General features: G+C 58.8%; 21 protein-coding genes. 11 read left to right on the top strand and 10 right to left on the bottom strand.

Features of this window, described 5'->3' with window-relative positions; all coding sequences use genetic code 11:
* Positions 1–42: 42 nt before the first annotated feature.
* Positions 43–576, top strand: a complete 534-nt coding sequence (locus ACZ1HE_RS21670) for a redoxin domain-containing protein (RefSeq protein WP_472624197.1) — start codon at positions 43–45, stop codon at positions 574–576.
* Here ACZ1HE_RS21670 and ACZ1HE_RS21665 read toward each other — a convergent pair.
* Positions 552–1,463, bottom strand: coding sequence for a LysR family transcriptional regulator (locus tag ACZ1HE_RS21665; RefSeq protein ID WP_472624195.1), 912 nt, complete (start codon positions 1,461–1,463; stop codon positions 552–554). The genes ACZ1HE_RS21670 and ACZ1HE_RS21665 overlap by 25 nt on opposite strands.
* Before the next feature lie 88 nt (positions 1,464–1,551).
* Between ACZ1HE_RS21665 and ACZ1HE_RS21660 the strand changes: the two genes are divergently transcribed.
* A complete protein-coding gene (locus ACZ1HE_RS21660) occupies positions 1,552–2,460 on the top strand; it encodes a Rossmann-fold NAD(P)-binding domain-containing protein (RefSeq protein ID WP_472624193.1) in 909 nt (302 codons plus the stop codon).
* Here ACZ1HE_RS21660 and ACZ1HE_RS21655 read toward each other — a convergent pair.
* From ACZ1HE_RS21655 to ACZ1HE_RS21630, 6 genes are all read right to left on the bottom strand, one after another.
* On the bottom strand, positions 2,407–3,480 hold the full coding sequence (locus ACZ1HE_RS21655) for an endonuclease/exonuclease/phosphatase family protein (RefSeq protein ID WP_472624191.1): 1,074 nt from the start codon (positions 3,478–3,480) through the stop codon (positions 2,407–2,409). The genes ACZ1HE_RS21660 and ACZ1HE_RS21655 overlap by 54 nt on opposite strands.
* Positions 3,477–4,310, bottom strand: a complete 834-nt coding sequence (locus tag ACZ1HE_RS21650; protein ID WP_472624189.1) for a hypothetical protein — start codon at positions 4,308–4,310, stop codon at positions 3,477–3,479. Before ACZ1HE_RS21650 ends, ACZ1HE_RS21655 begins: the two co-directional genes overlap by 4 nt.
* Before the next feature lie 333 nt (positions 4,311–4,643).
* On the bottom strand, positions 4,644–5,249 hold the full coding sequence (gene leuD / locus ACZ1HE_RS21645) for a 3-isopropylmalate dehydratase small subunit (RefSeq protein ID WP_472624187.1): 606 nt from the start codon (positions 5,247–5,249) through the stop codon (positions 4,644–4,646).
* Positions 5,250–5,386: 137 nt separating this feature from the next.
* On the bottom strand, positions 5,387–5,920 hold the full coding sequence (locus ACZ1HE_RS21640; protein WP_472624185.1) for an HdeD family acid-resistance protein: 534 nt from the start codon (positions 5,918–5,920) through the stop codon (positions 5,387–5,389).
* Positions 5,921–5,958: 38 nt separating this feature from the next.
* Positions 5,959–7,365, bottom strand: coding sequence for a 3-isopropylmalate dehydratase large subunit (leuC, locus tag ACZ1HE_RS21635; protein WP_472624183.1), 1,407 nt, complete (start codon positions 7,363–7,365; stop codon positions 5,959–5,961).
* Between the two features lie 54 nt (positions 7,366–7,419).
* Positions 7,420–7,518, bottom strand: coding sequence for an isopropylmalate isomerase (locus ACZ1HE_RS21630; protein WP_235820224.1), 99 nt, complete (start codon positions 7,516–7,518; stop codon positions 7,420–7,422).
* Positions 7,519–7,758: 240 nt separating this feature from the next.
* On the opposite strand from ACZ1HE_RS21630, the gene rsfS reads away from it, so the two are divergent.
* Together rsfS and rlmH are read left to right on the top strand one after the other, a co-directional pair.
* Positions 7,759–8,121 (top strand): ribosome silencing factor, encoded by a 363-nt coding sequence (gene rsfS, locus ACZ1HE_RS21625; RefSeq protein ID WP_472624591.1) that lies wholly within the window; start codon positions 7,759–7,761, stop codon positions 8,119–8,121.
* A gap of 41 nt (positions 8,122–8,162) precedes the next feature.
* Positions 8,163–8,633, top strand: coding sequence for a 23S rRNA (pseudouridine(1915)-N(3))-methyltransferase RlmH (gene rlmH, locus ACZ1HE_RS21620; RefSeq protein WP_472624181.1), 471 nt, complete (start codon positions 8,163–8,165; stop codon positions 8,631–8,633).
* A 1-nt stretch (position 8,634) separates the two neighbouring features.
* On the opposite strand, the gene ACZ1HE_RS21615 is transcribed toward rlmH, so the two are convergent.
* Complete coding sequence (locus ACZ1HE_RS21615; RefSeq protein ID WP_472624179.1) at positions 8,635–8,982, bottom strand: hypothetical protein; 348 nt, start codon at positions 8,980–8,982, stop codon at positions 8,635–8,637.
* A 36-nt stretch (positions 8,983–9,018) separates the two neighbouring features.
* Entirely contained in the window at positions 9,019–9,729 is a 711-nt protein-coding gene (locus ACZ1HE_RS21610) for a DUF599 domain-containing protein (protein ID WP_472624177.1), read from the bottom strand.
* An 80-nt stretch (positions 9,730–9,809) separates the two neighbouring features.
* Between ACZ1HE_RS21610 and ACZ1HE_RS21605 the strand changes: the two genes are divergently transcribed.
* The 7 genes from ACZ1HE_RS21605 to ACZ1HE_RS21575 all read left to right on the top strand — a co-directional run bounded on the left by ACZ1HE_RS21605 (position 9,810) and on the right by ACZ1HE_RS21575 (position 17,315).
* Positions 9,810–11,258, top strand: a complete 1,449-nt coding sequence (locus ACZ1HE_RS21605; protein WP_472624175.1) for an FAD-linked oxidase C-terminal domain-containing protein — start codon at positions 9,810–9,812, stop codon at positions 11,256–11,258.
* 46 nt (positions 11,259–11,304) lie between these two features.
* Positions 11,305–12,390 (top strand): FAD-binding protein, encoded by a 1,086-nt coding sequence (locus ACZ1HE_RS21600; protein WP_472624173.1) that lies wholly within the window; start codon positions 11,305–11,307, stop codon positions 12,388–12,390.
* A 3-nt stretch (positions 12,391–12,393) separates the two neighbouring features.
* A complete protein-coding gene (gene glcF / locus ACZ1HE_RS21595; protein ID WP_472624171.1) occupies positions 12,394–13,716 on the top strand; it encodes a glycolate oxidase subunit GlcF in 1,323 nt (440 codons plus the stop codon).
* Between the two features lie 79 nt (positions 13,717–13,795).
* Positions 13,796–14,989 carry an iron-containing alcohol dehydrogenase gene (locus ACZ1HE_RS21590; protein ID WP_472624169.1) on the top strand — a complete coding sequence of 398 codons (1,194 nt, stop codon included), beginning with the start codon at positions 13,796–13,798 and terminating at the stop codon, positions 14,987–14,989.
* A gap of 97 nt (positions 14,990–15,086) precedes the next feature.
* Complete coding sequence (locus ACZ1HE_RS21585; protein WP_472624167.1) at positions 15,087–15,899, top strand: trypsin-like serine peptidase; 813 nt, start codon at positions 15,087–15,089, stop codon at positions 15,897–15,899.
* Positions 15,896–16,720: a trypsin-like serine peptidase gene (locus tag ACZ1HE_RS21580; RefSeq protein ID WP_472624165.1), complete on the top strand. Its 825-nt coding sequence runs from the start codon at positions 15,896–15,898 to the stop codon at positions 16,718–16,720. The genes ACZ1HE_RS21585 and ACZ1HE_RS21580 overlap by 4 nt, the downstream gene beginning before the upstream one ends.
* Before the next feature lie 127 nt (positions 16,721–16,847).
* Positions 16,848–17,315, top strand: a complete 468-nt coding sequence (locus tag ACZ1HE_RS21575) for an Hsp20 family protein (RefSeq protein ID WP_472624163.1) — start codon at positions 16,848–16,850, stop codon at positions 17,313–17,315.
* A 245-nt stretch (positions 17,316–17,560) separates the two neighbouring features.
* On the opposite strand, the gene ACZ1HE_RS21570 is transcribed toward ACZ1HE_RS21575, so the two are convergent.
* Complete coding sequence (locus ACZ1HE_RS21570) at positions 17,561–18,808, bottom strand: Hsp70 family protein (RefSeq protein WP_472624161.1); 1,248 nt, start codon at positions 18,806–18,808, stop codon at positions 17,561–17,563.
* Positions 18,809–18,813: the final 5 nt, after the last annotated feature.

Here is an 18,813-nt window from a genome sequence, read left to right as displayed (position 1 = left end):
GGGTCAATGTGACGATCCGGCTAAAAACAAGGGAAACTGACTATGCTGACACCAGGAAAACAGGTTCCTGCGCTAACAATCGAAACTTTGGGTCAGGGGACCTTTGATCTGGACAAGAATCACGGCGAGAACGGCACCGTCGTAATTGTCTATCGAGGCCTGCATTGTCCCATCTGTATCCGCCAGATGACGGAGGTTGAGGCGGCTCTGGACGACTTCGCCGCTCAAGGGTTGGAGGTGATCATGATCAGCACCGACACCAAGGACCGCGCCGAACAGACGGTTGAAAAGGCGGGCACTTCGAAACTGCGTGTCGGGTATGAACTGTCGCTCCAGGCCGCGCATGACGATTGGGGGTTGTGGATTTCGTCCAAGCGCCCGGATTCGGCTGAGGCGGACCTATTTGCCGAGCCGGGACATTTCTACATCGCGCCGGATCGGACGCTATATTTCGGCTGGCAGCAGACAACGCCTTTTGCGCGTCCGTCGACGGCGGACATGCTGGGTGGCATCACATGGGCGTTGGAGAACAATTATCCGCCACGCGGGGCTTACACCGGCGACTTGCCGTCCTGAACGGACAGTAACTCTGCCGCTAACAAATCCCAGACCCTGCGAATGCGCGGGGTCTGGTGCATGGCCTGAGGCGCGGCAAGCCAAACCTCGAGCGCGGGAATGCTCAAGTTTAGATCGAGCTTTGCGACTGTCGGGTCGGCGTCGGCTACGGATGCTTGGCAGAACCCGATGCCACAGCCCGCGCGCACCAGCTGCCAATAGGCGCTTTGGTTGTCGCAGCGCACCGGGAATTGCGAGCGGCTCACCGAATAGCCCATGTGTTGCATCGTCTGGATGATCAAATCGTTGGCGTCATAACCGACAATGTCGTGGTTAAACAAATCGTCAATCTTTGCTGGGTGCCCTTTGCGTTCAAGATAGCTGTGCGCGGCATAGGCGCCGAGTTTGATGCTGCCTACGCGTTTCGCCACGATGTCGAGCTGTCGGGGGCGATACATGCGGATGGCGATATCCGCCTCGCGGTAAAGCAGGTTTTCGGTGGCATCTGTTGGGACCAGTTCCAGTTGGATTTGCGGTTCAGTTTGTCGGATGCGCGCCAGAATATCCGGCAGCACATGGTGAGACATGAAGACCGAGGCGGTCAGGCGCACTGTGCCGCTCAGGTCCTTGGACTGTCCGGCAGCCGTTAACGTCAGGGCCTGCATAGCGTCGTGCATCTGTTGTGCCAGCGGGAGCAGGCGGCTGCCGGTGTCACTCAGGCTTAGACCGCGAGCGTGGCGATCGAAGAGGGATACGCCAAGAGACGCCTCAAGCGCCTGAATTTGCCGCCCCAAAGTGGGTTGGCTGCGACCCAACGCACGGGCCGCACCGGAGAGAGAGCCGTGTTCTGCGACGGCGACGAAGCTTTGGATCAGTGTCCAGTCGGTTGAGGTGAAAGTATCATCCATTCATCAATGAATACATGACCTGCATTTTGGGGCAATTCATACAGTCAATGTGAATGGATAACCTTGTGCCAAGCAAAGGAGGACTTTCATGACTAGAACCGCACTCATCCTGGGCGCAACAGGCCGATTTGGCCGCAACGCTGCCGAACAGTTCCGGGCCGCCGGTTGGATCGTCAAAACATTTGATCGCAGTCGCGACAGTCTGAATCTGGCTGCTCAAGGCGTCGATGTGATCGTGAATGGCTGGAACCCAACCTATCCCGACTGGGCCAAGCAAGTCCCACGTCTGCACGCTCAGGTGATTGAGGCGGCGCGGCTGAGCAATGCAACGGTAATAGTACCGGGCAATGTCTATGTCTTTGGTGCCGAGACACCCGCACCATGGTCCGAGGCGACGCCGCACCGCGCCCAGAATCCGCTGGGACGCATTCGGGTCCAGATGGAGCGCATCTACGCCGCGTCAGGCGTGCGCACGATCATCCTGCGGGCGGGGGATTTCATCGACACTCAGGCCTCGGGCAATTGGTTTGACATGATCATGGCCAAGAAGCTGCACAAGGGGAGGTTCATCTATCCGGGTGATCCGCGTATTGATCACAGCTGGGCCTATCTGCACGACTTTTGCCGTGCAGCTGTGCATTTGGCCGAGATGCGGCATGATCTGCCTCGGTTCTGCGATGTTTCGTTTCCGGGATACACCGCCAGCGGAGTGGATCTGGCGCGGCATTTAGGGGTGATCCTGGGCCGTGATGTGGCGATTAAGCGGATGAACTGGCTGCCGGTCAAGCTGATGCAGCCGGTGTGGCCAATGGCGCGTTGCCTGGTCGAGATGAGCTATTTGTGGCGCACGGCCCACAGTCTGGATGGAGCACGGTTTCAGGAGTTACTCCCCGAATTTCAGGAGACGCCGATTGAACAGGCACTGGCCTCGACCATTTTGGCCTCACTTGTCGGCGATCAGGTCAACCCAAACCAACCGGTGGCGGCTGGCACCTAGGGCTGCCTCATGGCCTGCCTCTCCTTCGGCGGGCCAATACACGCCGGACGCCTGCACGACCCAATCGCGCGAGGGCAGGACGTAATCGACCCGCAAGCGCCCAACGCCGTCCCACTCAACCGTGTCGGTGGCGTTGGGGCTGCGGTGTCCTTGATCGGGAGCGTTTGTCGCTCCATTGCTGATGGGGGCAGGGTCTTGCAGGCGCGGGTCGTCGAGCAGGGCCTGCACCACCTCGCCATAGCCGTCGCTGTCCCATGGGTCCAGGTTGGTGCCGCCCAACAGAACAAAGTGCGTCTGAGGAGCGGAGGCAAGCGCGCCGCCCAGAAACAGTGTCCAAAATCGGTTTTCGTCGCGATTGCGCAACCCATTGCGATCCTCGGGTCCGTCAAACACCGGGGGGCCGGCTTGAGAAGTCAGTAGGTGAATGCGGCCCATTGGGGTTTCGATCGGCACGACCCAATGTCCGGCAGATGACAGTCGTTGAATGTCTTGTGCAGCGTGAGATGGAAAGGGTGCGCCGTCGCGTTGCGGCAAGCGTGCACCGGGAAGATCTTTCCACAGAAAGGTCGAGAAGTCCTGTACGTCGGTGTGGTCGATGGGATAGCGGGACAGGATGGCCATTCCGTTCTGACCGGTAAACTTGCCATACCCATGGGCATCTCCTGGCCCACCTAGACGGCCGTCGCCGTCCAGATCCAGACCTGTCATCATCCCACTGTTGGGTTTCAACGCCAGGCTGTGGGGATAGGGGGCACCTTCATCGGCCAGCGCCTTGGCAAGTGCATTCAACGTCAGACCGTCATGGTCCCAATCCAAACCCTGCAACGCCAGAATGTCGGGTGAGATATGAGAAATTACTTCGAGTACATTGGCAATTTGTTTGTCCTTACCCTTCTGCAGATCGCGTAGCAGCAGGCCAGGTCCATCTCGGGAGAGTTCGGTGTTGAAACTTGCAATCCGCAGAGGCTCTGCTGTGGCCATGCCTGGCAAGAAAGCCAGTGCAAGCAGCAGCCATCTCATGCGGTTTGCACGGCCTCGGCGTTGGCATAGGCGCGGCGACGCTTTTCTTCGATCAGGTCAGAAATTCGCAGCATCGCCATACCTCGCATGATCATGCTGGCGGGTAGAAAGGCCCATGCGCTCATTGTCCAGATCAGGGTTTGCGGGTTATCCAGCATAATCGGGTTGACCAGATCGGAGGTGGCCTTAACCACGGCCGGAATGAAAAAGGGCAAGAGTACACCAAGGATCACGTTGATCCGCCCGTCGCGTTGGAGGCGCGAGACCACGTCGCCACCGGTGGTCGGGTCAAAAAGCGGTAAGTTGATCCAGACGTTGAACGCACCGTTGCCTATGGGCCATCCGCGAACTCGGATGGCTATGTAAAAGGCAGCAACAGTTCCTAGGGCGACGACATAGGAAACACCGGCCGCGATCCGCACAGAACTCACAGTTTCAGGGGCTGCATGACCGGGCAACATCAAAACAACAAGCCGCACGGGAGAGAACGGGAAATCCACAAGGTGTGCGATCAGCACTCCCATCCCGGAAAAGAGAGCTGTGACATTTGTTGGCGCATATTTGTGTTTGCAGATCAGTGTCAGTAACACGACCATTGTCATCAGAGCAATGAAACGCAACCTGTTCAACGGCGGCGCATCTCGGAATTCGATAAAGCTCGGAAAGGTTGAATTGTATTCGGCAAAAGTCAGCACGAATGCAAGGATCGCGAGCAGAAGCACGATCTCTGGAGAGTTCGTTGTGTAGCCCGGCAAATACAGCGCAGGCGTGACCACCATCAAGGCCACCAATATCCCGCGCAAAGCCGCGCCCGTGATGCGTGCAATCACTGTCCGATCCCTTCAAACTGGACAGGCCGATGCGTTGCCGAGCCTTTGTTCCAACTTGATCAAACCCCGTAGGGTTCGTGCCTCATTTTGGCCTCATTTGTGCCGCCATTTGGTCACCCACTCAAGTCACCGATCTACGAAACACCTGATTTTAGGCGAAAAGATGGCGAGACTGGTGCGTCTTTGCATCATTGGTGGAGCGGAAATGGGGCGAAGCGCCTACGAGGCACTAAATGTTGTGGATTGTGTGACGAGGACCGCAAATCACAAAAAATGGGCCGCAGAAATCTGCGGCCCACGGGAATGTTAGCTTTGTCCTGAGCTCAGACTCGATCACACCCAAGGTCGGGCTTGCGCAGCTTGCTGTTCGAATGTGTCGATCGAGCTGGCCTTTTCCATGGTCAGGCCAATGTCATCGAGACCTTCGAGCAGGCAGTGCTTTTTGAAGGCGTCGACCTCAAAGCTGATCACCTGACCGTCCGAGGTGGTAATCTCTTGCGCTTCCAGATCCACGGTCATCCGGGCGTTTTCGCCCTTATCCGCGTCCGACATCAGCACGTCGACTTGCTCTTGCGGCAGGACGATGGGCAGGATGCCGTTCTTGAAGCAGTTGTTGAAGAAGATGTCGGCAAAGCTGGTGGAGATCACGCATTTGATGCCAAAATCTGCAATTGCCCACGGCGCATGTTCACGCGACGAGCCGCAGCCAAAGTTGTCGCCCGCCACAAGGATCTCGGCGTTGCGGTACTGCGGTTTGTTCAGCACGAAATCGGCGATTTCGGTGCCGTCGCGGTTATAGCGCATCTCGTCAAACAGGTTCACACCAAAGCCGGTGCGCTGGATCGACTTGAGGAACACCTTGGGGATGATCATGTCAGTGTCGATGTTTACGAGGGGCATCGGGGCCGCGATGCCGTGCAGTTTTTCGAATTTGTCCATTACCAGACTCCTAATTTCGACCTACCGCATCTGGTAGGATCCCCGCCGCTAGGCGAGGTATGATTTGCGTGCATCAGCTGTGCACAACCCGTGCACAGCTGATGCATGTTTCGCGGCCCCGCTCGTGTCAGAGCCGCTTAAGCTTCTTTTTCGGCACCACGCATGAACAGCGCGGCAAAGAGCAGGCCAAAGCCGTTGAACAGCATTTCGATCCCAAGAAGGATACCAACGAGGTTCAGCAGCCACGCGGGTTCAGCCGCCGCATTGGTCCAGATGATACCGGCCAGTACGATGGACAGAACGCCCGAGATGATCGTCGGCCAGAAATAGGGCGTGCCCCGCATCTGGAACGACAGGATGACCCGAGCAATGCCGCCTGCCATGAACAGGATCAGGATCAGCATCGCCAGCGAGATGGTGCCCTGCAGCGGGTGCGCCAGGAATGACCAGCCCAGGAACAACATGATCGCGCCCATTAGAATGGACAGGATCTTGTTGCCCGTACCTTCGACCGTAAAGCCGCCAACCAGTTGCAAGCCGCCACTTATCAGCAGCAGAATGCCGGTGATCGCGGTTACCGCGATCGAGGCCACGACCGGCGCGCCCAGGATGAACACGCCAAATACGATGGATAGAAGCCCCAACAGGAGCAGTTTCAGCCAGTCACTCATAGTTTATTTCCTCTCAAATATTCATATTTGAAGGGACCTTACACCAGTTCGCGTACGTCTGTCAGCCGTCCTGTGAGTGCCGCTGCGGCAGCCATGGCCGGACTCACCAGATGGGTACGGCCTTTATAGCCCTGACGCCCCTCGAAGTTGCGGTTCGAAGTGGCGGCGCAGCGCTCGCCCTCGGACAGCTGATCGGGGTTCATCGCCAGACACATGGAGCAGCCTGCCAGACGCCATTCAAAGCCGGCCTCTTTAAAGATGTCGGCCAGGCCTTCTTCTTCGGCTTGCAGACGGACAAGGCCAGATCCCGGAACGATCATGGCGCGCATACCGTCCTTGATTTTCTTGCCTTTGACCACTTCGGCCACGGCACGGAAATCTTCGATCCGGCCATTGGTGCACGAGCCGATGAACACGGTGTCGATTTCGATGTCGGTCAGCTTCTGACCCGGTGTCAGACCCATGTAGTCAATCGAGCGGCGGGCAGCTTCGACTTTGCCGCCTTCGAAATCTTCGGGGTTGGGGACAACACCGGTGATCGGCAGCACGTCTTCGGGCGAGGTGCCCCAGGTAACGACGGGCTGAATGTCTTCGCCTTTGAGTGTGACAACCTTGTCGAAATGCGCGCCTTCGTCGGTGTAGAGCGTTTTCCACCAGTCCAGGGCGGCTTCCCACTGGGCGCCTTTGGGGGCGTGGGGGCGACCTTGGACATAGTCGTATGTTGTCTGGTCCGGCGCGATCAGGTCGGCGCGTGCGCCGCCTTCGATGGCCATGTTGCAGACGGTCATGCGGCCTTCCATCGACAGATCGCGGATCGCTTCGCCGCAATATTCGATGACATAGCCGGTGCCGCCGCCGGTGCCGGTTTCACCAATCACGGCCAGCGTGATGTCCTTGGCGGTCACGCCCGGCATCAGTTTGCCGGTGATTTCCACCTTCATGTTCTTGGATTTCTTTTGGATCAGCGTCTGTGTGGCCAGAACGTGCTCGACCTCGGATGTGCCGATGCCGTGCGCCAGTGCGCCGAATGCGCCGTGGGTCGCGGTGTGGCTGTCGCCGCACACAACGGTCATACCGGGCAGGGTCCAGCCCTGTTCCGGGCCGACGATGTGCACGATGCCCTGACGGACGTCGTTCATCGGGTAATAGTGGATGCCGAATTCCTTGGCGTTGGTGTCAAGCGCCTGGACCTGGATGCGGCTTTCCTCGGTCATCTGTGTCGGATCTTCACGGCCTTTGGTTGTGGGCACGTTGTGATCTGGAACAGCGATGGTCTTTTCCGGTGCGCGCACCTTGCGGCCGGTCATGCGCAGGCCCTCAAAAGCCTGCGGGCTGGTTACTTCGTGCACCAGGTGGCGGTCGATATAGAGCAGGGTCGTGCCGTCTTCGGCCTCATGCGCGACGTGCGCATCCCAGATTTTGTCATAGAGTGTCTTGGGGGACATGTGGTCCTCTCCCGTGGTTTGGAAATAGCTGGCAATGTGGTGGCTGGGCGCCGCTTATAGGCGGGCCAGAACCGTGCGGGCAGCCCCAAAGAACCGCTCGCGCAGGCGAGCGCGGTCTTGCAGATAGATGCATGAGGCGTAAACGGGTGTCATGTGCCCCAGATACAGGGGCGAGGTGAGTTCTATCAAGGTCTGCTGTTATCTGCCTGATATGGGCCAAGTGCCGTAAGGGCACAGCTGCGTGAGATCACTTAGGCGATTCATTGAATTGTCATCTTGGCGTTGTTACCTTAAAGGCACCCCAGCGTCGGGGGGCTGTCGACGCGTAAAAAGGAGGACAATGTCCTGTCAACGCATGCAGAGGTGGCTAAGTCCACCGACGGACGGGCCGCAATGATGGCTCAGTCTCAACTCACCAGCGAAAAGCTGCTTGAGCGTATTCTATCTTCTCTCAACGACGATAAGGCCGAAGATGTTGTGCAGATCGATCTGCGCGGCAAGACCGAGATCGGTGATTACATGATCATCGCATCGGGTCGTTCGACGCGTCAGGTGTCGTCGATGGCCGAGAAGCTGACAGATCGCATCAAGCAGGAGTTCGGGTTTACCTCGAAGGTCGAAGGCAAGGATGCCGGCGATTGGGTTCTGATCGATACGGGTGATGTGGTTGTGCACATCTTCCGCCCAGAGGTGCGCGAATTCTACCAGCTGGAAAAGATGTGGCTGCCGCAAGGTAGCAGCGCCTCAACCAACTGAGGCGCTTTTGCCCCCGCTTTTTCGGGGGTACGTGACACATCATGCGTATCAGCATTTGCGTGGTCGGCCGTTTGCGGGCCGGACCCGAGAAAACCCTCATTGACGACTATCTGACCCGGTTCGACCGGACAGGGCGGGCGCTGGGCCTTGGCCCTGCCCGAGTCGTTGAGGTTGAGGATAAGAAAAACGCAGGCATGGGTGCCGAAGCTGCGTTGCTGCGCAAGGCGCTGCCCAAGGGCGCGGTGATCTGCACGCTGGACGAGCGCGGCAAGGTTTTGTCGTCGCCTGATTTTGCCGGTCAGTTGGGCAAGTGGCGCGATGCCGGGCGGCAAGATCTGGCGCTGGTGATTGGTGGCGCGGACGGAATTGATCCGTCCCTGCGCGCCGAGGCGGATTTTTCAATATCCTTCGGCAAGATGGTCTGGCCACACATGCTGGTGCGGGTGATGCTGGCCGAACAGCTGTATCGGGCCGCCAATATCTTGGCGGGCGGGCCGTATCACCGGGTGTGATTTACTGTAATTCGATGATGTAGGTGTCCGTGTTCCAGCCGTGCACGGAATCTCGGGCGCGGATTTGGACCTGTTTGGTTCCATCCGGGATCTGAACGCCACCGAGCGAGCGGGTAAAGGGTTGTTCGTCTACATGCGGGTGGTGCAGCACGCGCATTCCTAACTCATTCCCGTCCATATCCAGCACCTGCCAGCCATCGGCATAGTGATCCCAGCCGGTGTCCGGATGGCGGATGGTGACATCGAATCGCCACGTATCGCCGCTGGCGCGAGCGGTGGCTTTTTCGATCTGCGGGCCGTCGGCCAGCGCAGGGGCGGCGAGGAACAGGAAGGGGATCAGGTATCTCATGGGCGGAGCCTATCGCGAATTCTATGAGGGTTCAGGTCACGACTCTGTGTTCGGAGGGAGCTTCAGCAAAACCCTGCGCGAATGCGAGGCGAACTCGCGCCGATAGAGGATCGCGAGTGTGACGGTGGTGGCCAACAGAAGGGGCACGGGCCCGAGCATCCATGCGGTCGAGGCGAGCGCGAAATAGATTGTTCTGAGCGCCTTATTGAAGCTACGCGCGGCCGTAATTGAAATCTCGGCCGATTGTGAGGCACGAGGCGCGCAATGCGGGTCTTCGGGGTCGTTGGGTACGGCGGCCATCAGTACGGCACAATAGCCAAACAGGCGGTGGGACCAGACGAATTTCAGAAACGCATTTGATAAAAGAAGTATTACGATCAGGATCTTGATCTCCCAAACCATCGCGGGTGCGCTGCCGATGGCAAGGTCTTCTGCGACACCAGCCAGCCTCTCCGTGTTGCCGAACAAGGCCAGGCCACCCCCGATTGCGATCATCGAAGTGGAAGCAAAAAACGTTGTGCTTTGACGCATGTTCCCAACCAGCTGGGCATCGAAAACGCGCGGTTGGCGCGTGACCATCTGCTTCATCCAGTCGTGGCGAAACTGGTCCATCAGCGCCGAAACCGAAAGCTTGTTGGGATTTGGGTTTTCAATCCGCCACCCGATCCAAAGCCATCCCGCAATCAGGCAGGTCACGGCCACATAATCCAGCGGCGAAAACAGCAGGGCGCGGTCTATCCAGGTCATAGGCTGATCCTACGATTTACCAGTTGGACTTGCCAGATCGCATAATTGGTAATATTATTTTACCAAATGGAGGGATTTGCATGGAAATGCCCACACCCAACGCAGCCGTTCTGGCGCGCAAGGCAAGGTTGGTTGAGCGCTTGCTGCGTGTGTTGCCTGAGGATGCCGTGATTCATGACGAGGCCGAGACGCGCGCCTACGAGTGCGATGCGCTGACGGCCTATAAATGCCCGCCAATGTTGGCGGTCTTGCCTGCCTCGACACAGGAGGTGTCGGACGTTTTGCGCATCTGCCATGAAGAGGGTGTTCCGGTGGTGCCGCGCGGTTCGGGAACTTCGCTGGCCGGTGGGGCGCTGCCCACGGCCGATTGCGTGATCCTTGGCGTGGCGCGAATGAACGATGTTCTGGAGACAGACTACGCCAACCGCGTCATCCGGGTTCAGTCTGGCCGCACCAACCTGAGCGTCACAGGTGCGGTCGAGGAAGAGGACTTCTTTTACGCACCTGACCCGTCGTCGCAGCTGGCTTGTGCGATTGCCGGCAATGTGGCGATGAATTCCGGTGGGGCGCATTGTTTGAAATACGGTGTCACCACCAACAATCTGCTGGGTGTCACGATGGTGATGATGGATGGCACCGTGGTTGAAATTGGCGGCGCGCATCTGGATGCGGGCGGTTTGGACCTGCTTGGGGTTATCTGCGGTTCCGAGGGGCAGTTGGGCGTTGTGACCGAAGCGACCCTGCGCATTCTGCGCAAGCCCGAAGGCGCGAGACCCGTGATGATCGCCTTCGATGACAATGAGGTTGCGGGCCATTGCGTCAGCGACATCATCAAGTCGGGCATCCTGCCGGTGGCGATCGAGTTCATGGATACGCTGTGCATTCAGGCTTGCGAGAATTTTGCCAAGGCGGGTTACCCAGATTGCCATGCTCTTTTGATTGTCGAGGTCGAGGGATCGGAGGCAGAGATCGACTATCAGCTGTCCAAGATCGTCGAGATCGCCAAGCGTCACAAACCGGTAGAGCTGCGCGAGAGTCAGTCAGAGGAAGAAAGCGCCAAGATCTGGCTGGGTCGCAAGTCGGCCTTTGGCGCCATGGGGCAGATGAACGACTATATGTGTCTGGATGGTACGATCCCGGTGTCGTCGCTGCCGATGGTTCTGCGCCGGATTGGCGAACTGAGCGAGCAGTACGGCCTGCCGGTGGGCAATGTGTTCCACGCGGGCGACGGCAACATGCACCCGCTGATCCTGTTTGATGCCAACAAGCCGGGCGATCTGGAGCTGTGTGAGGAATTCGGAGCCGAGATCCTGAAGCTCTGCGTTGATGCGGGTGGCTGTTTGACTGGCGAGCACGGGGTCGGTGTCGAAAAGCGCGATCTGATGCTGCATCAGTATACGGCTGCAGATCTTGAAGCGCAGATGGCGGTCAAGGATGTGTTTGATCCTGCGTGGCTGTTGAACCCGGCGAAGGTGTTCCCGCTGTCGGTGACTGAAGTACGGCGCGAGGCGAGCATTGCGGCAGAGTGATGGGGGCGTTGCCCCCAAACCCCCAGAGTATTTTGGAAAAGATGAAATGAGACCAGAGACCGAAGGCCAGTTGGCCGAGATCGTGGCCGGATTGAGCGAACCTGTGCGTATTGTCGGTGGCGGTACGCGTGGTGTCGGCGGGCCGGGAGCGGAATTGAGCGTGGCGGGTTTGAGTGGAATTGAGCTCTATGAACCGGGCGCTTTGACGCTGGTGGCCAAGACGGGCACGCCGGTGGCCGAGATCGAGGCGGCGTTGGCCGCCGAGGGTCAGCGATTGGCGTTTGAGCCGATGGATCATCGGGGGTTGCTGGGCACAGGTGGTGAGCCGACGATTGGTGGGGTTGTGGCTGCCAATGTGTCGGGCCCGCGTCGGGTTCAGGCGGGTGCGTGCCGCGATTTCCTGTTGGGGGTGCGGTATGTCGATGGTTTGGGGCAGGTGATCAAGAACGGCGGGCGGGTGATGAAGAACGTCACCGGCTATGATCTGGTCAAACTGATGGCGGGGTCCTGGGGGACGTTGGGCGTTTTGACCGAAGTGTCGTTGAAGGTGTTGCCCCTGGCCGAAGCGGAAGAGACGCTGTGCGTCGCTGTCGACGGGGCCGCGCGGGCGGTCGAGGTGATGTCAGCGGCGCTGGGTTCTCCGTTTGAGGTGTCGGGCGCGGCGTTTGATCCGGTGGCGGGGTGTGTGCTGCTGCGGGTCGAAGGGTTTGTCGCGTCGGTTGCGTATCGAGTTGAGCAGTTGCGGGGTGTTGCCGGGGCCTTTGGCGCGGTGTCTATGGCCGAAGATAGTGCCGGTCTGTGGCGTGACGTGCGTGATGTTGCGGCGTTTCATCGAAAGCCGGGCGATGTCTGGCGGATTTCGGTGAAGCCGTCGGATGCACCGGATTTGGCGGTTCGGTTGGGTGCAGATGCCCTGCTGTTTGACTGGGGCGGCGGGCTGATCTGGGCGCGGGTGCCTGAGGGGACGGATTTGAGGGTTAGGCTTGGCGATGTGGCTGGACACATGACGCTGGTGCGGGGCGTGGGGCAGGCGAAGTTTCAGCCCGAGCCTGCGCCGGTCGCTTTGATCTCTGCGCAGGTGCGGCAGCGGTTCGATCCACGCGGGCTCTTTAACCCGGAACTGATGGGGTAGGACATGCAGACGACATTTACACCAGAGCAGTTGAAAGACCCTGCGATCCAGCGCTCGAACGAGATTTTGCGGTCTTGTGTTCATTGCGGGTTCTGTACGGCGACCTGCCCCACCTATCAGGTGCTGGGCGATGAATTGGACAGCCCGCGAGGGCGGATTTATCTGATCAAGGACATGCTGGAAAACAACCGCGTGCCGGATGAGAAGGTGGTCAAACACGTTGACCGGTGCCTGTCCTGTCTGGCCTGCATGAGCACGTGCCCCTCGGGTGTGCACTACATGCATCTGGTGGATCACGCGCGCGAGTATATCGAGGACAATTATAAACGGCCGCTTTCGGACCGGGTGCTGCGCTGGGTGCTGGCGCAGATTTTGCCATACCCGATGCGGTTCAGGTTGGCGCTGGTGGGGGCGAAGATCGGGCGGCCGTTTCGGGGCTTGATGCCGGATGCACGGCTGCGGGCGATGCTGGACATGGCGCCCAAGACGATCCCGCCGGTCAGTCGCAATGATGATCCGCAGAGTTTTGCAGCTGAGGCGCCGCGCAAGAAGCGGGTGGCTTTGATGACGGGTTGTGCACAGAAGGCGCTGAACACCGACATCAACGACGCTACGATCCGGTTGCTGACGCGGCTGGGGTGCGAAGTTGTGGTGGCTGAGGGCGCTGGGTGTTGTGGGGCGTTGACCCATCACATGGGCAAAACCGCTGAGAGCCACAAGACAGCGGCCAAGAACATCCGCGCCTGGGTGTCTGAGATGGATGGCAAAGGGCTGGATGCCATTGTGATCAACACTTCGGGGTGTGGTACGACGGTCAAGGATTACGGCCATATGTTCCGAAATGACCCGTTAGCGACTGATGCTGCGCGGGTGTCTGGGATCGCGATGGATGTCAGTGAGGTGCTGATGCAGCTCGACTTGCCCGAGGGTGTGGATAAGGGGCTGACGGTGGCATATCACGCGGCCTGTTCGTTGCAGCATGGACAGCAGATCAAGACGCATCCCAAGACGCTGCTCAAACGCGCCGGGTTCAAGGTGGTGGAGCCTGCGGACCCTCATCTGTGTTGCGGCAGTGCAGGCACCTATAACCTGATGCAGCCCGAGATTTCGGGGCAGCTGAAGGCACGCAAGGTGCGGACGTTGGAGGCTAAGAAGCCAGACCTGATCGCGGCTGGGAACATTGGGTGCATGATGCAGATCGGGTCGGCGACAGAGGTGCCGATTGTACACACCGTTGAGTTGCTGGATTGGGCAACAGGCGGACCACAACCGGCTGCGTTGACCGCCAGTGGCAAACAGAAGTCGGCGGTGCCGATACTGAAGTAAGGCCAGAAAACGCGTCTTGCCGTAGCCATCATGCTTGATAGTCTGACCCGCATTCGACAGCACACACAACGAGGCACAAATGGATCACCCGGCAGGCATAGACCCAAACGATTTGCTGGTGGCACAAGATTGGACGTTTCCCGTTCCCATAGCCTATGGTCCGGGGCGCCTTGCCGAGATTGGAGCGAAGTGTATCGCGCTCGGGGTCGCCAATCCGTTGATTGTGACGGACAGGGGCAGCCGAAACCTGCCTTTCTTGACCGATCTTGCCGGTCACCTGTCTGCGTCGGGTCTTGAGTCTTCGGTGTTTTCCGAAATTTCACCCAACCCGCGTGATGATGAGATTGGTGCCGGTCGGGTGGCCTTTCACGAAGGTTCACACGATGCGATCATTGCTATTGGTGGTGGCAGTGCCATGGATGGAGGCAAGGCCATCTGCCTTACCGCCAACAACGACGTTGATTTGTGGGACTTCGAATTTGAGCAACCCGTTCCCGATCTGGGATCGGATCATGCCTTTCCGACGCTGATAACCATCCCGACAACAGCAGGCACCGGGGCCGAGACCGAAAGCACGGCCATGGTCACCCATATCGAAAAGGGCATGAAATTCTGTATCTGGCACCCAACCCTTAAACCTTCGCTGGCTCTGCTGGATCCCGAACTGACCGTGGGCTTGCCCGCACATTTAACGGCTTGGACCGGTGTGGATGCACTGACCCATGCGATCGAGGCGTATTGCGTTCCCGGGTTTCACCCGTTGTGTGATGGGATGGCGCTTGAGGGCCTGTCGCTGATTTCCCGCTGGTTGCCGGTTGCCTACCGCGAACCGGACAACATGGCGGCCCGGGGTGGCATGTTGGTTGGCTCTTGTTTGGCGGGTATCGCTTTCATGAAAGGGCTGGGAATGGTGCATGCCATTTCACACATGGTGGGTGCCGAACATGACACCCAGCACGGGTTGACGAATGCCATCATATTGCCCGTTGTCTTGCGTGTTAACCTTATGGATCTAGAGTGGAAATCCAGACGGTTGGCCGAAGCAATGGAAATAACCGACGCTACGCCGGAAGGGGTGATTGCCGCTGTTGGGGTGTTATTGGATGATCTGTCCATTCCAAGATCTTTGGGCGAGATCGGTGTTCCGCTTGACTGCGCAGAGCGGATCGCCGCCAAGTCGTTGCATGACAGCGCCGCAGGAACAAATCCACGTTTGGTGAGTTTGGCTGAGGCCCATTCAATGGTTAAGGCTGCGATCACCGCTGCGCGATAAAGGTCACAAGACCGACGCATGTTGCCGCGTCCGTGCCCTATTTTTGCCCCACCGCGTCAATACCAGTTTGGGACAACAAGATAACGCGGAGGCATTTGTGCGAAACCTTTTGAAAGCTGTGATCCTGGCCGCAATGCCGTTTTCCGCACTGGCTGAGGACGCACGCCTGCAGCGTCTGGATACAACTGATTCCGGGCGGGACTGGCAAGCGGTCGGACGGCTGGACATCAACGGCGCGGGCTTTTGCACCGGTGCCTTGATTGCGCCTGATCTGGTGCTGACTGCTGCACATTGCCTTTACAACAAGACGACCAAGCAGCGTATCGACGCGGAGCAGATCGAATTTCTGGCCGGGTGGCGCAATGGCCGGGCTTCTGCCTATCGTTATGTGCGTCGAGCGGTGGTGCATCCCGATTATGTCTACGACGGCGCTGTTTCGACCGAGCGCGTACGAAACGATGTGGCTTTGCTGGAATTGCAGCGACCGATCCGCAACACGACTGTCGAACCGTTCAAAACCGGATCACGCCCGTCGCGTGGCGAAGACGTTGGTGTTGTTTCTTATGCTCAAAACCGGTCCGAGGCTCCATCATTGCAGGAAGTGTGCTCGGTCATGGCACAACAGCAGGGCATTCTGGTGATGTCTTGCGATGTGGACTTTGGGTCATCTGGCGCGCCTATCTTTTCCTTTAACGGCAACGAGCCCCGGATCGTATCGGTGGTGTCTGCCAAAGCCGAAGTTCATGGGGACCGGGTGGCGCTGGGCTCTGCGCTTGAAGAGTCGCTTGTCCTGTTGCGGGCCGAACTGGCGTCAGGGCAGGGGTTTGATCAATCTCCACCTCCGTCAACCAATCGTATCCAAGTTGGTCAAACACGTCGACAGACAGGCGCGAAGTTCGTGAAACCATGAGAGTTCTTGCCGGACTTTTGCTGTGGGTGTTGTTGGGGGCTGCTGCTTTGGCCCAGACATCAGGGCTGGTTCGGCTGACGGATCGGGACGATCTATTGGGGTGGGAAGCTGTTGGTCGGCTGGACTTGGCAGGCAAAGGGTTTTGCACGGGTACGCTGATCGCCCCGGACCTGGTACTGACGGCGGCGCATTGTGCGTTCGACAAGTCGACCGGCGCGCATTATTCGGTGGATCAGATCGTTTTTCGCGCTGGGCTTAGGGACGGTCAATCGATTGCAGACCGAAGGGTCAAGCAGATTGCGACGCACCCGGACTTCATCCCCAATCAGCCGCCTTCGCCCGAACGGGTTCGGGTTGATGTTGCACTGTTGCGGTTGGCAGACCCGATAAGTGTGGCGCAAGCAAATCCATTTGTGTTGCACAGCGGGGGACTGTCGGACGCCAAGGTCAGCGTATCGTCTTATGGCCGCGGGCGTGCAGACGCAATCTCGCGCCAACGCTCGTGCCAGGTTCTTCACCGAGAAGACAGATTGATGGCTTTTGATTGCAACGTTACCTTTGGCTCGTCGGGGTCGGCTGTTTTTACCCAGGTGGGCGACCGGGGACGCATTCTGTCGGTGGTGTCCGCGATGGCCCAGGTCGAGGGGCGCAAAGTAGCCTGGGGTATGGAACTTCCAGATATCGTCGCGGATCTGAAGCGGCGAATGCGAGCCGAAGCACATGTTGCCAAGGCCAAGGTGCGGCGTTTGCAGGTCGGGTCGACACGCAATTCGACGGGGGCAAAATTTGTGCGCCCTACCGATCGTGCGAACGGGTCTTGAAACCTGAATTCTAACATCCCATCTGAGTTTTACCGGGCCGCCTGATACAGGGGTTCGGAAAAACAAAACGCCCGTCCAATTGGAGGGCAACAGACGTAAATCGCTCAAGAGATGAGGATAACGACCTATGCGTACTTTTGATTTTGCACCACTGCACCGCGCCAGCATCGGCTTTGATCAGATCGCGGACCTGATGGATCGGGTTCTGACCAACGACGTGGCGCAGCCTAGCTACCCCCCGTACAACATCGAGAAAACCGCTGCGGATGCCTATCGCATTTCGATTGCCGTGGCCGGGTTTTCGGATGCCGACCTGTCGGTCGAGATGAAAGAAAATTCTCTGGTTGTGTCGGCCAAGAAGGCCGTTGACGAGACCGAGCGCACCTATCTGCACCGTGGCATCGCCACCCGCGCGTTCGAGCGCCGGTTCACCCTGGCAGATCATGTGCGCGTGACCGGGGCCAGCCATACGGACGGGATGCTGCACATCGAATTGCAGCGCGAAGTGCCCGAAGCCCTGAAGCCGCGCCGGATCGAGATTGCATCCGGAAAGACGGTTGAGCAGGAGCTGGTGAACGCCAAGCCCGTCAACTAACGAGACCTCCCACCTCTCGCGTCCATTGCGGAATTCGGGCGCGAGGGGGCCAAGACGATAATCTGTCCCTCCCTCGGTTATCGTGCCGACCCCGTACCAGACTGGTGCGGGGTTTGGTGTACGTGGGGGATGGGCGTGCTCCCGCCCCTTCGAACCTTTCTGCCGAAAGGCGCCTCAGGGTTGGGCCGGGCGCCGCGCTGACGCGCGGCGTGGTTGCGTTTCACCGCCACTGTCACGGGCTTGCCTCAAGACCGGTTTGCGGCGATGGCGAGACCGTCGGCAACGGCGGTGAAAACCTCGGTGAAGCTGTGTTTGGCGTCGGGGAAGAGGGACTGCATCGCCTGAGGCACCAGTGACATCAGGCTGGAACCGCCGACATAGACAACATGGCGCACGGATTGCGGGGCGCAACCCGCCATTTGCAATGTGTCCCGCGCCCCCGTGTGCAGTTCGATTGCAAAGTTCGACAGGCTGCGCGTGATGTCCAATGCGTCAAGCGGCGCGGTGAGGCCTCGTTCGATCATGTCGAGCGTGATCTTGGCCTGAGCGGTATCGGGCGCGTTGGCAGTGATTTTGCCGCGTTCCACGGCAAAGGCCAGGTCATGGCCCAGTTCATCCTCAAGCACCGTCAGAAGGCGCTGCAGTTTGGCAGGTTCTTCGGCGAGTTTCAGCATGTCGGAGGCCATGCGCCGCGTTTGCGCGGTATAGAGGAAGGGGATCTTTTCCCATGTGGCAAGGTCATTGAAGATAGCATTTGGAGTCGTCAGAAGGCCCGCGCCAATGTCCTTGCGTAACTGTGTGCCTTTACCCAGCAGGGGCATGACCGTGTCCACGTTGATGGCGCGATCGAAGTCCGTTCCACCGACGCGAATGCCATGGTTGGCCAGGATACGGACCTTTCCGTCGGCGTCGGTTTCAAATAGCGAAAAGTCCGAGGTCCCGCCGCCGATGTCCACGATCAGACCGCGCCCGTCAGTGATGCCGCTGGCGATAGCGGCGGCTTCGGGTTCAGCCATGAAGCTAACGTCTTTGAAACCGGCGGCCAAATAGCACTGCAGCAAGTCATCCTCGGCCTGTCCTTCGCGCGCGTCTCCGGGCCCGTGGAAATTGACGGGGCGGCCGGAAAGGGCGGTTTCGAAGCTCAGACCTGTCTGCGCCTCTGCCTGCGTTTTGATGCGTGAGATAAAGCGGGCAATGATGTCGACGAAGGTCACACGCTCGTTCAGGACTTGGCGCTTCTCATGCATCAGGGTGGTGCCCAGTACCCGTTTGAGGGCGCGCATGAATCGCCCTTCAAGCCCGTCAATCAGGGCGGCGTTGGCGGGGGAGCCGATGAGAGTTTGCCGTGTGTCGAAGTCGAAGAAAAACGTTGTGGGCAGGGTTTTCTGCCCGGGCTCAATCTCGATCAGATGCGGCTTTCCATCCAGAAGGATGCCCGCAGCCGAGTTGGATGTTCCGAAATCAATACCCAATACGGGGCCATGCTGCGCCATGCCCG

The sequence above is a fragment of the Falsiruegeria sp. JB4-1 genome (assembly GCF_055693495.1).
This window is presented reverse-complemented; position numbering and strand designations above follow the sequence as displayed.

Bases quoted from the DNA above. Each gene is read 5' to 3' on its own strand.
- ACZ1HE_RS21670 (WP_472624197.1), top strand. From the start codon at position 43: ATGCTGACACCAGGAAAACAGGTTCCTGCGCTAACAATCGAAACTTTG.
- ACZ1HE_RS21665 (WP_472624195.1), bottom strand. From the start codon at position 1,463: ATGGATGATACTTTCACCTCAACCGACTGGACACTGATCCAAAGCTTC.
- ACZ1HE_RS21660 (WP_472624193.1), top strand. From the start codon at position 1,552: ATGACTAGAACCGCACTCATCCTGGGCGCAACAGGCCGATTTGGCCGC.
- ACZ1HE_RS21655 (WP_472624191.1), bottom strand. From the start codon at position 3,480: ATGAGATGGCTGCTGCTTGCACTGGCTTTCTTGCCAGGCATGGCCACA.
- leuD (WP_472624187.1), bottom strand. From the start codon at position 5,249: ATGGACAAATTCGAAAAACTGCACGGCATCGCGGCCCCGATGCCCCTC.
- ACZ1HE_RS21640 (WP_472624185.1), bottom strand. From the start codon at position 5,920: ATGAGTGACTGGCTGAAACTGCTCCTGTTGGGGCTTCTATCCATCGTA.
- leuC (WP_472624183.1), bottom strand. From the start codon at position 7,365: ATGTCCCCCAAGACACTCTATGACAAAATCTGGGATGCGCACGTCGCG.
- ACZ1HE_RS21630 (WP_235820224.1), bottom strand. From the start codon at position 7,518: ATGACACCCGTTTACGCCTCATGCATCTATCTGCAAGACCGCGCTCGC.
- rsfS (WP_472624591.1), top strand. From the start codon at position 7,759: ATGATGGCTCAGTCTCAACTCACCAGCGAAAAGCTGCTTGAGCGTATT.
- rlmH (WP_472624181.1), top strand. From the start codon at position 8,163: ATGCGTATCAGCATTTGCGTGGTCGGCCGTTTGCGGGCCGGACCCGAG.
- ACZ1HE_RS21615 (WP_472624179.1), bottom strand. From the start codon at position 8,982: ATGAGATACCTGATCCCCTTCCTGTTCCTCGCCGCCCCTGCGCTGGCC.
- ACZ1HE_RS21610 (WP_472624177.1), bottom strand. From the start codon at position 9,729: ATGACCTGGATAGACCGCGCCCTGCTGTTTTCGCCGCTGGATTATGTG.
- ACZ1HE_RS21605 (WP_472624175.1), top strand. From the start codon at position 9,810: ATGGAAATGCCCACACCCAACGCAGCCGTTCTGGCGCGCAAGGCAAGG.
- ACZ1HE_RS21600 (WP_472624173.1), top strand. From the start codon at position 11,305: ATGAGACCAGAGACCGAAGGCCAGTTGGCCGAGATCGTGGCCGGATTG.
- glcF (WP_472624171.1), top strand. From the start codon at position 12,394: ATGCAGACGACATTTACACCAGAGCAGTTGAAAGACCCTGCGATCCAG.
- ACZ1HE_RS21590 (WP_472624169.1), top strand. From the start codon at position 13,796: ATGGATCACCCGGCAGGCATAGACCCAAACGATTTGCTGGTGGCACAA.
- ACZ1HE_RS21580 (WP_472624165.1), top strand. From the start codon at position 15,896: ATGAGAGTTCTTGCCGGACTTTTGCTGTGGGTGTTGTTGGGGGCTGCT.
- ACZ1HE_RS21575 (WP_472624163.1), top strand. From the start codon at position 16,848: ATGCGTACTTTTGATTTTGCACCACTGCACCGCGCCAGCATCGGCTTT.
- ACZ1HE_RS21570 (WP_472624161.1), bottom strand. From the start codon at position 18,808: ATGGCGCAGCATGGCCCCGTATTGGGTATTGATTTCGGAACATCCAAC.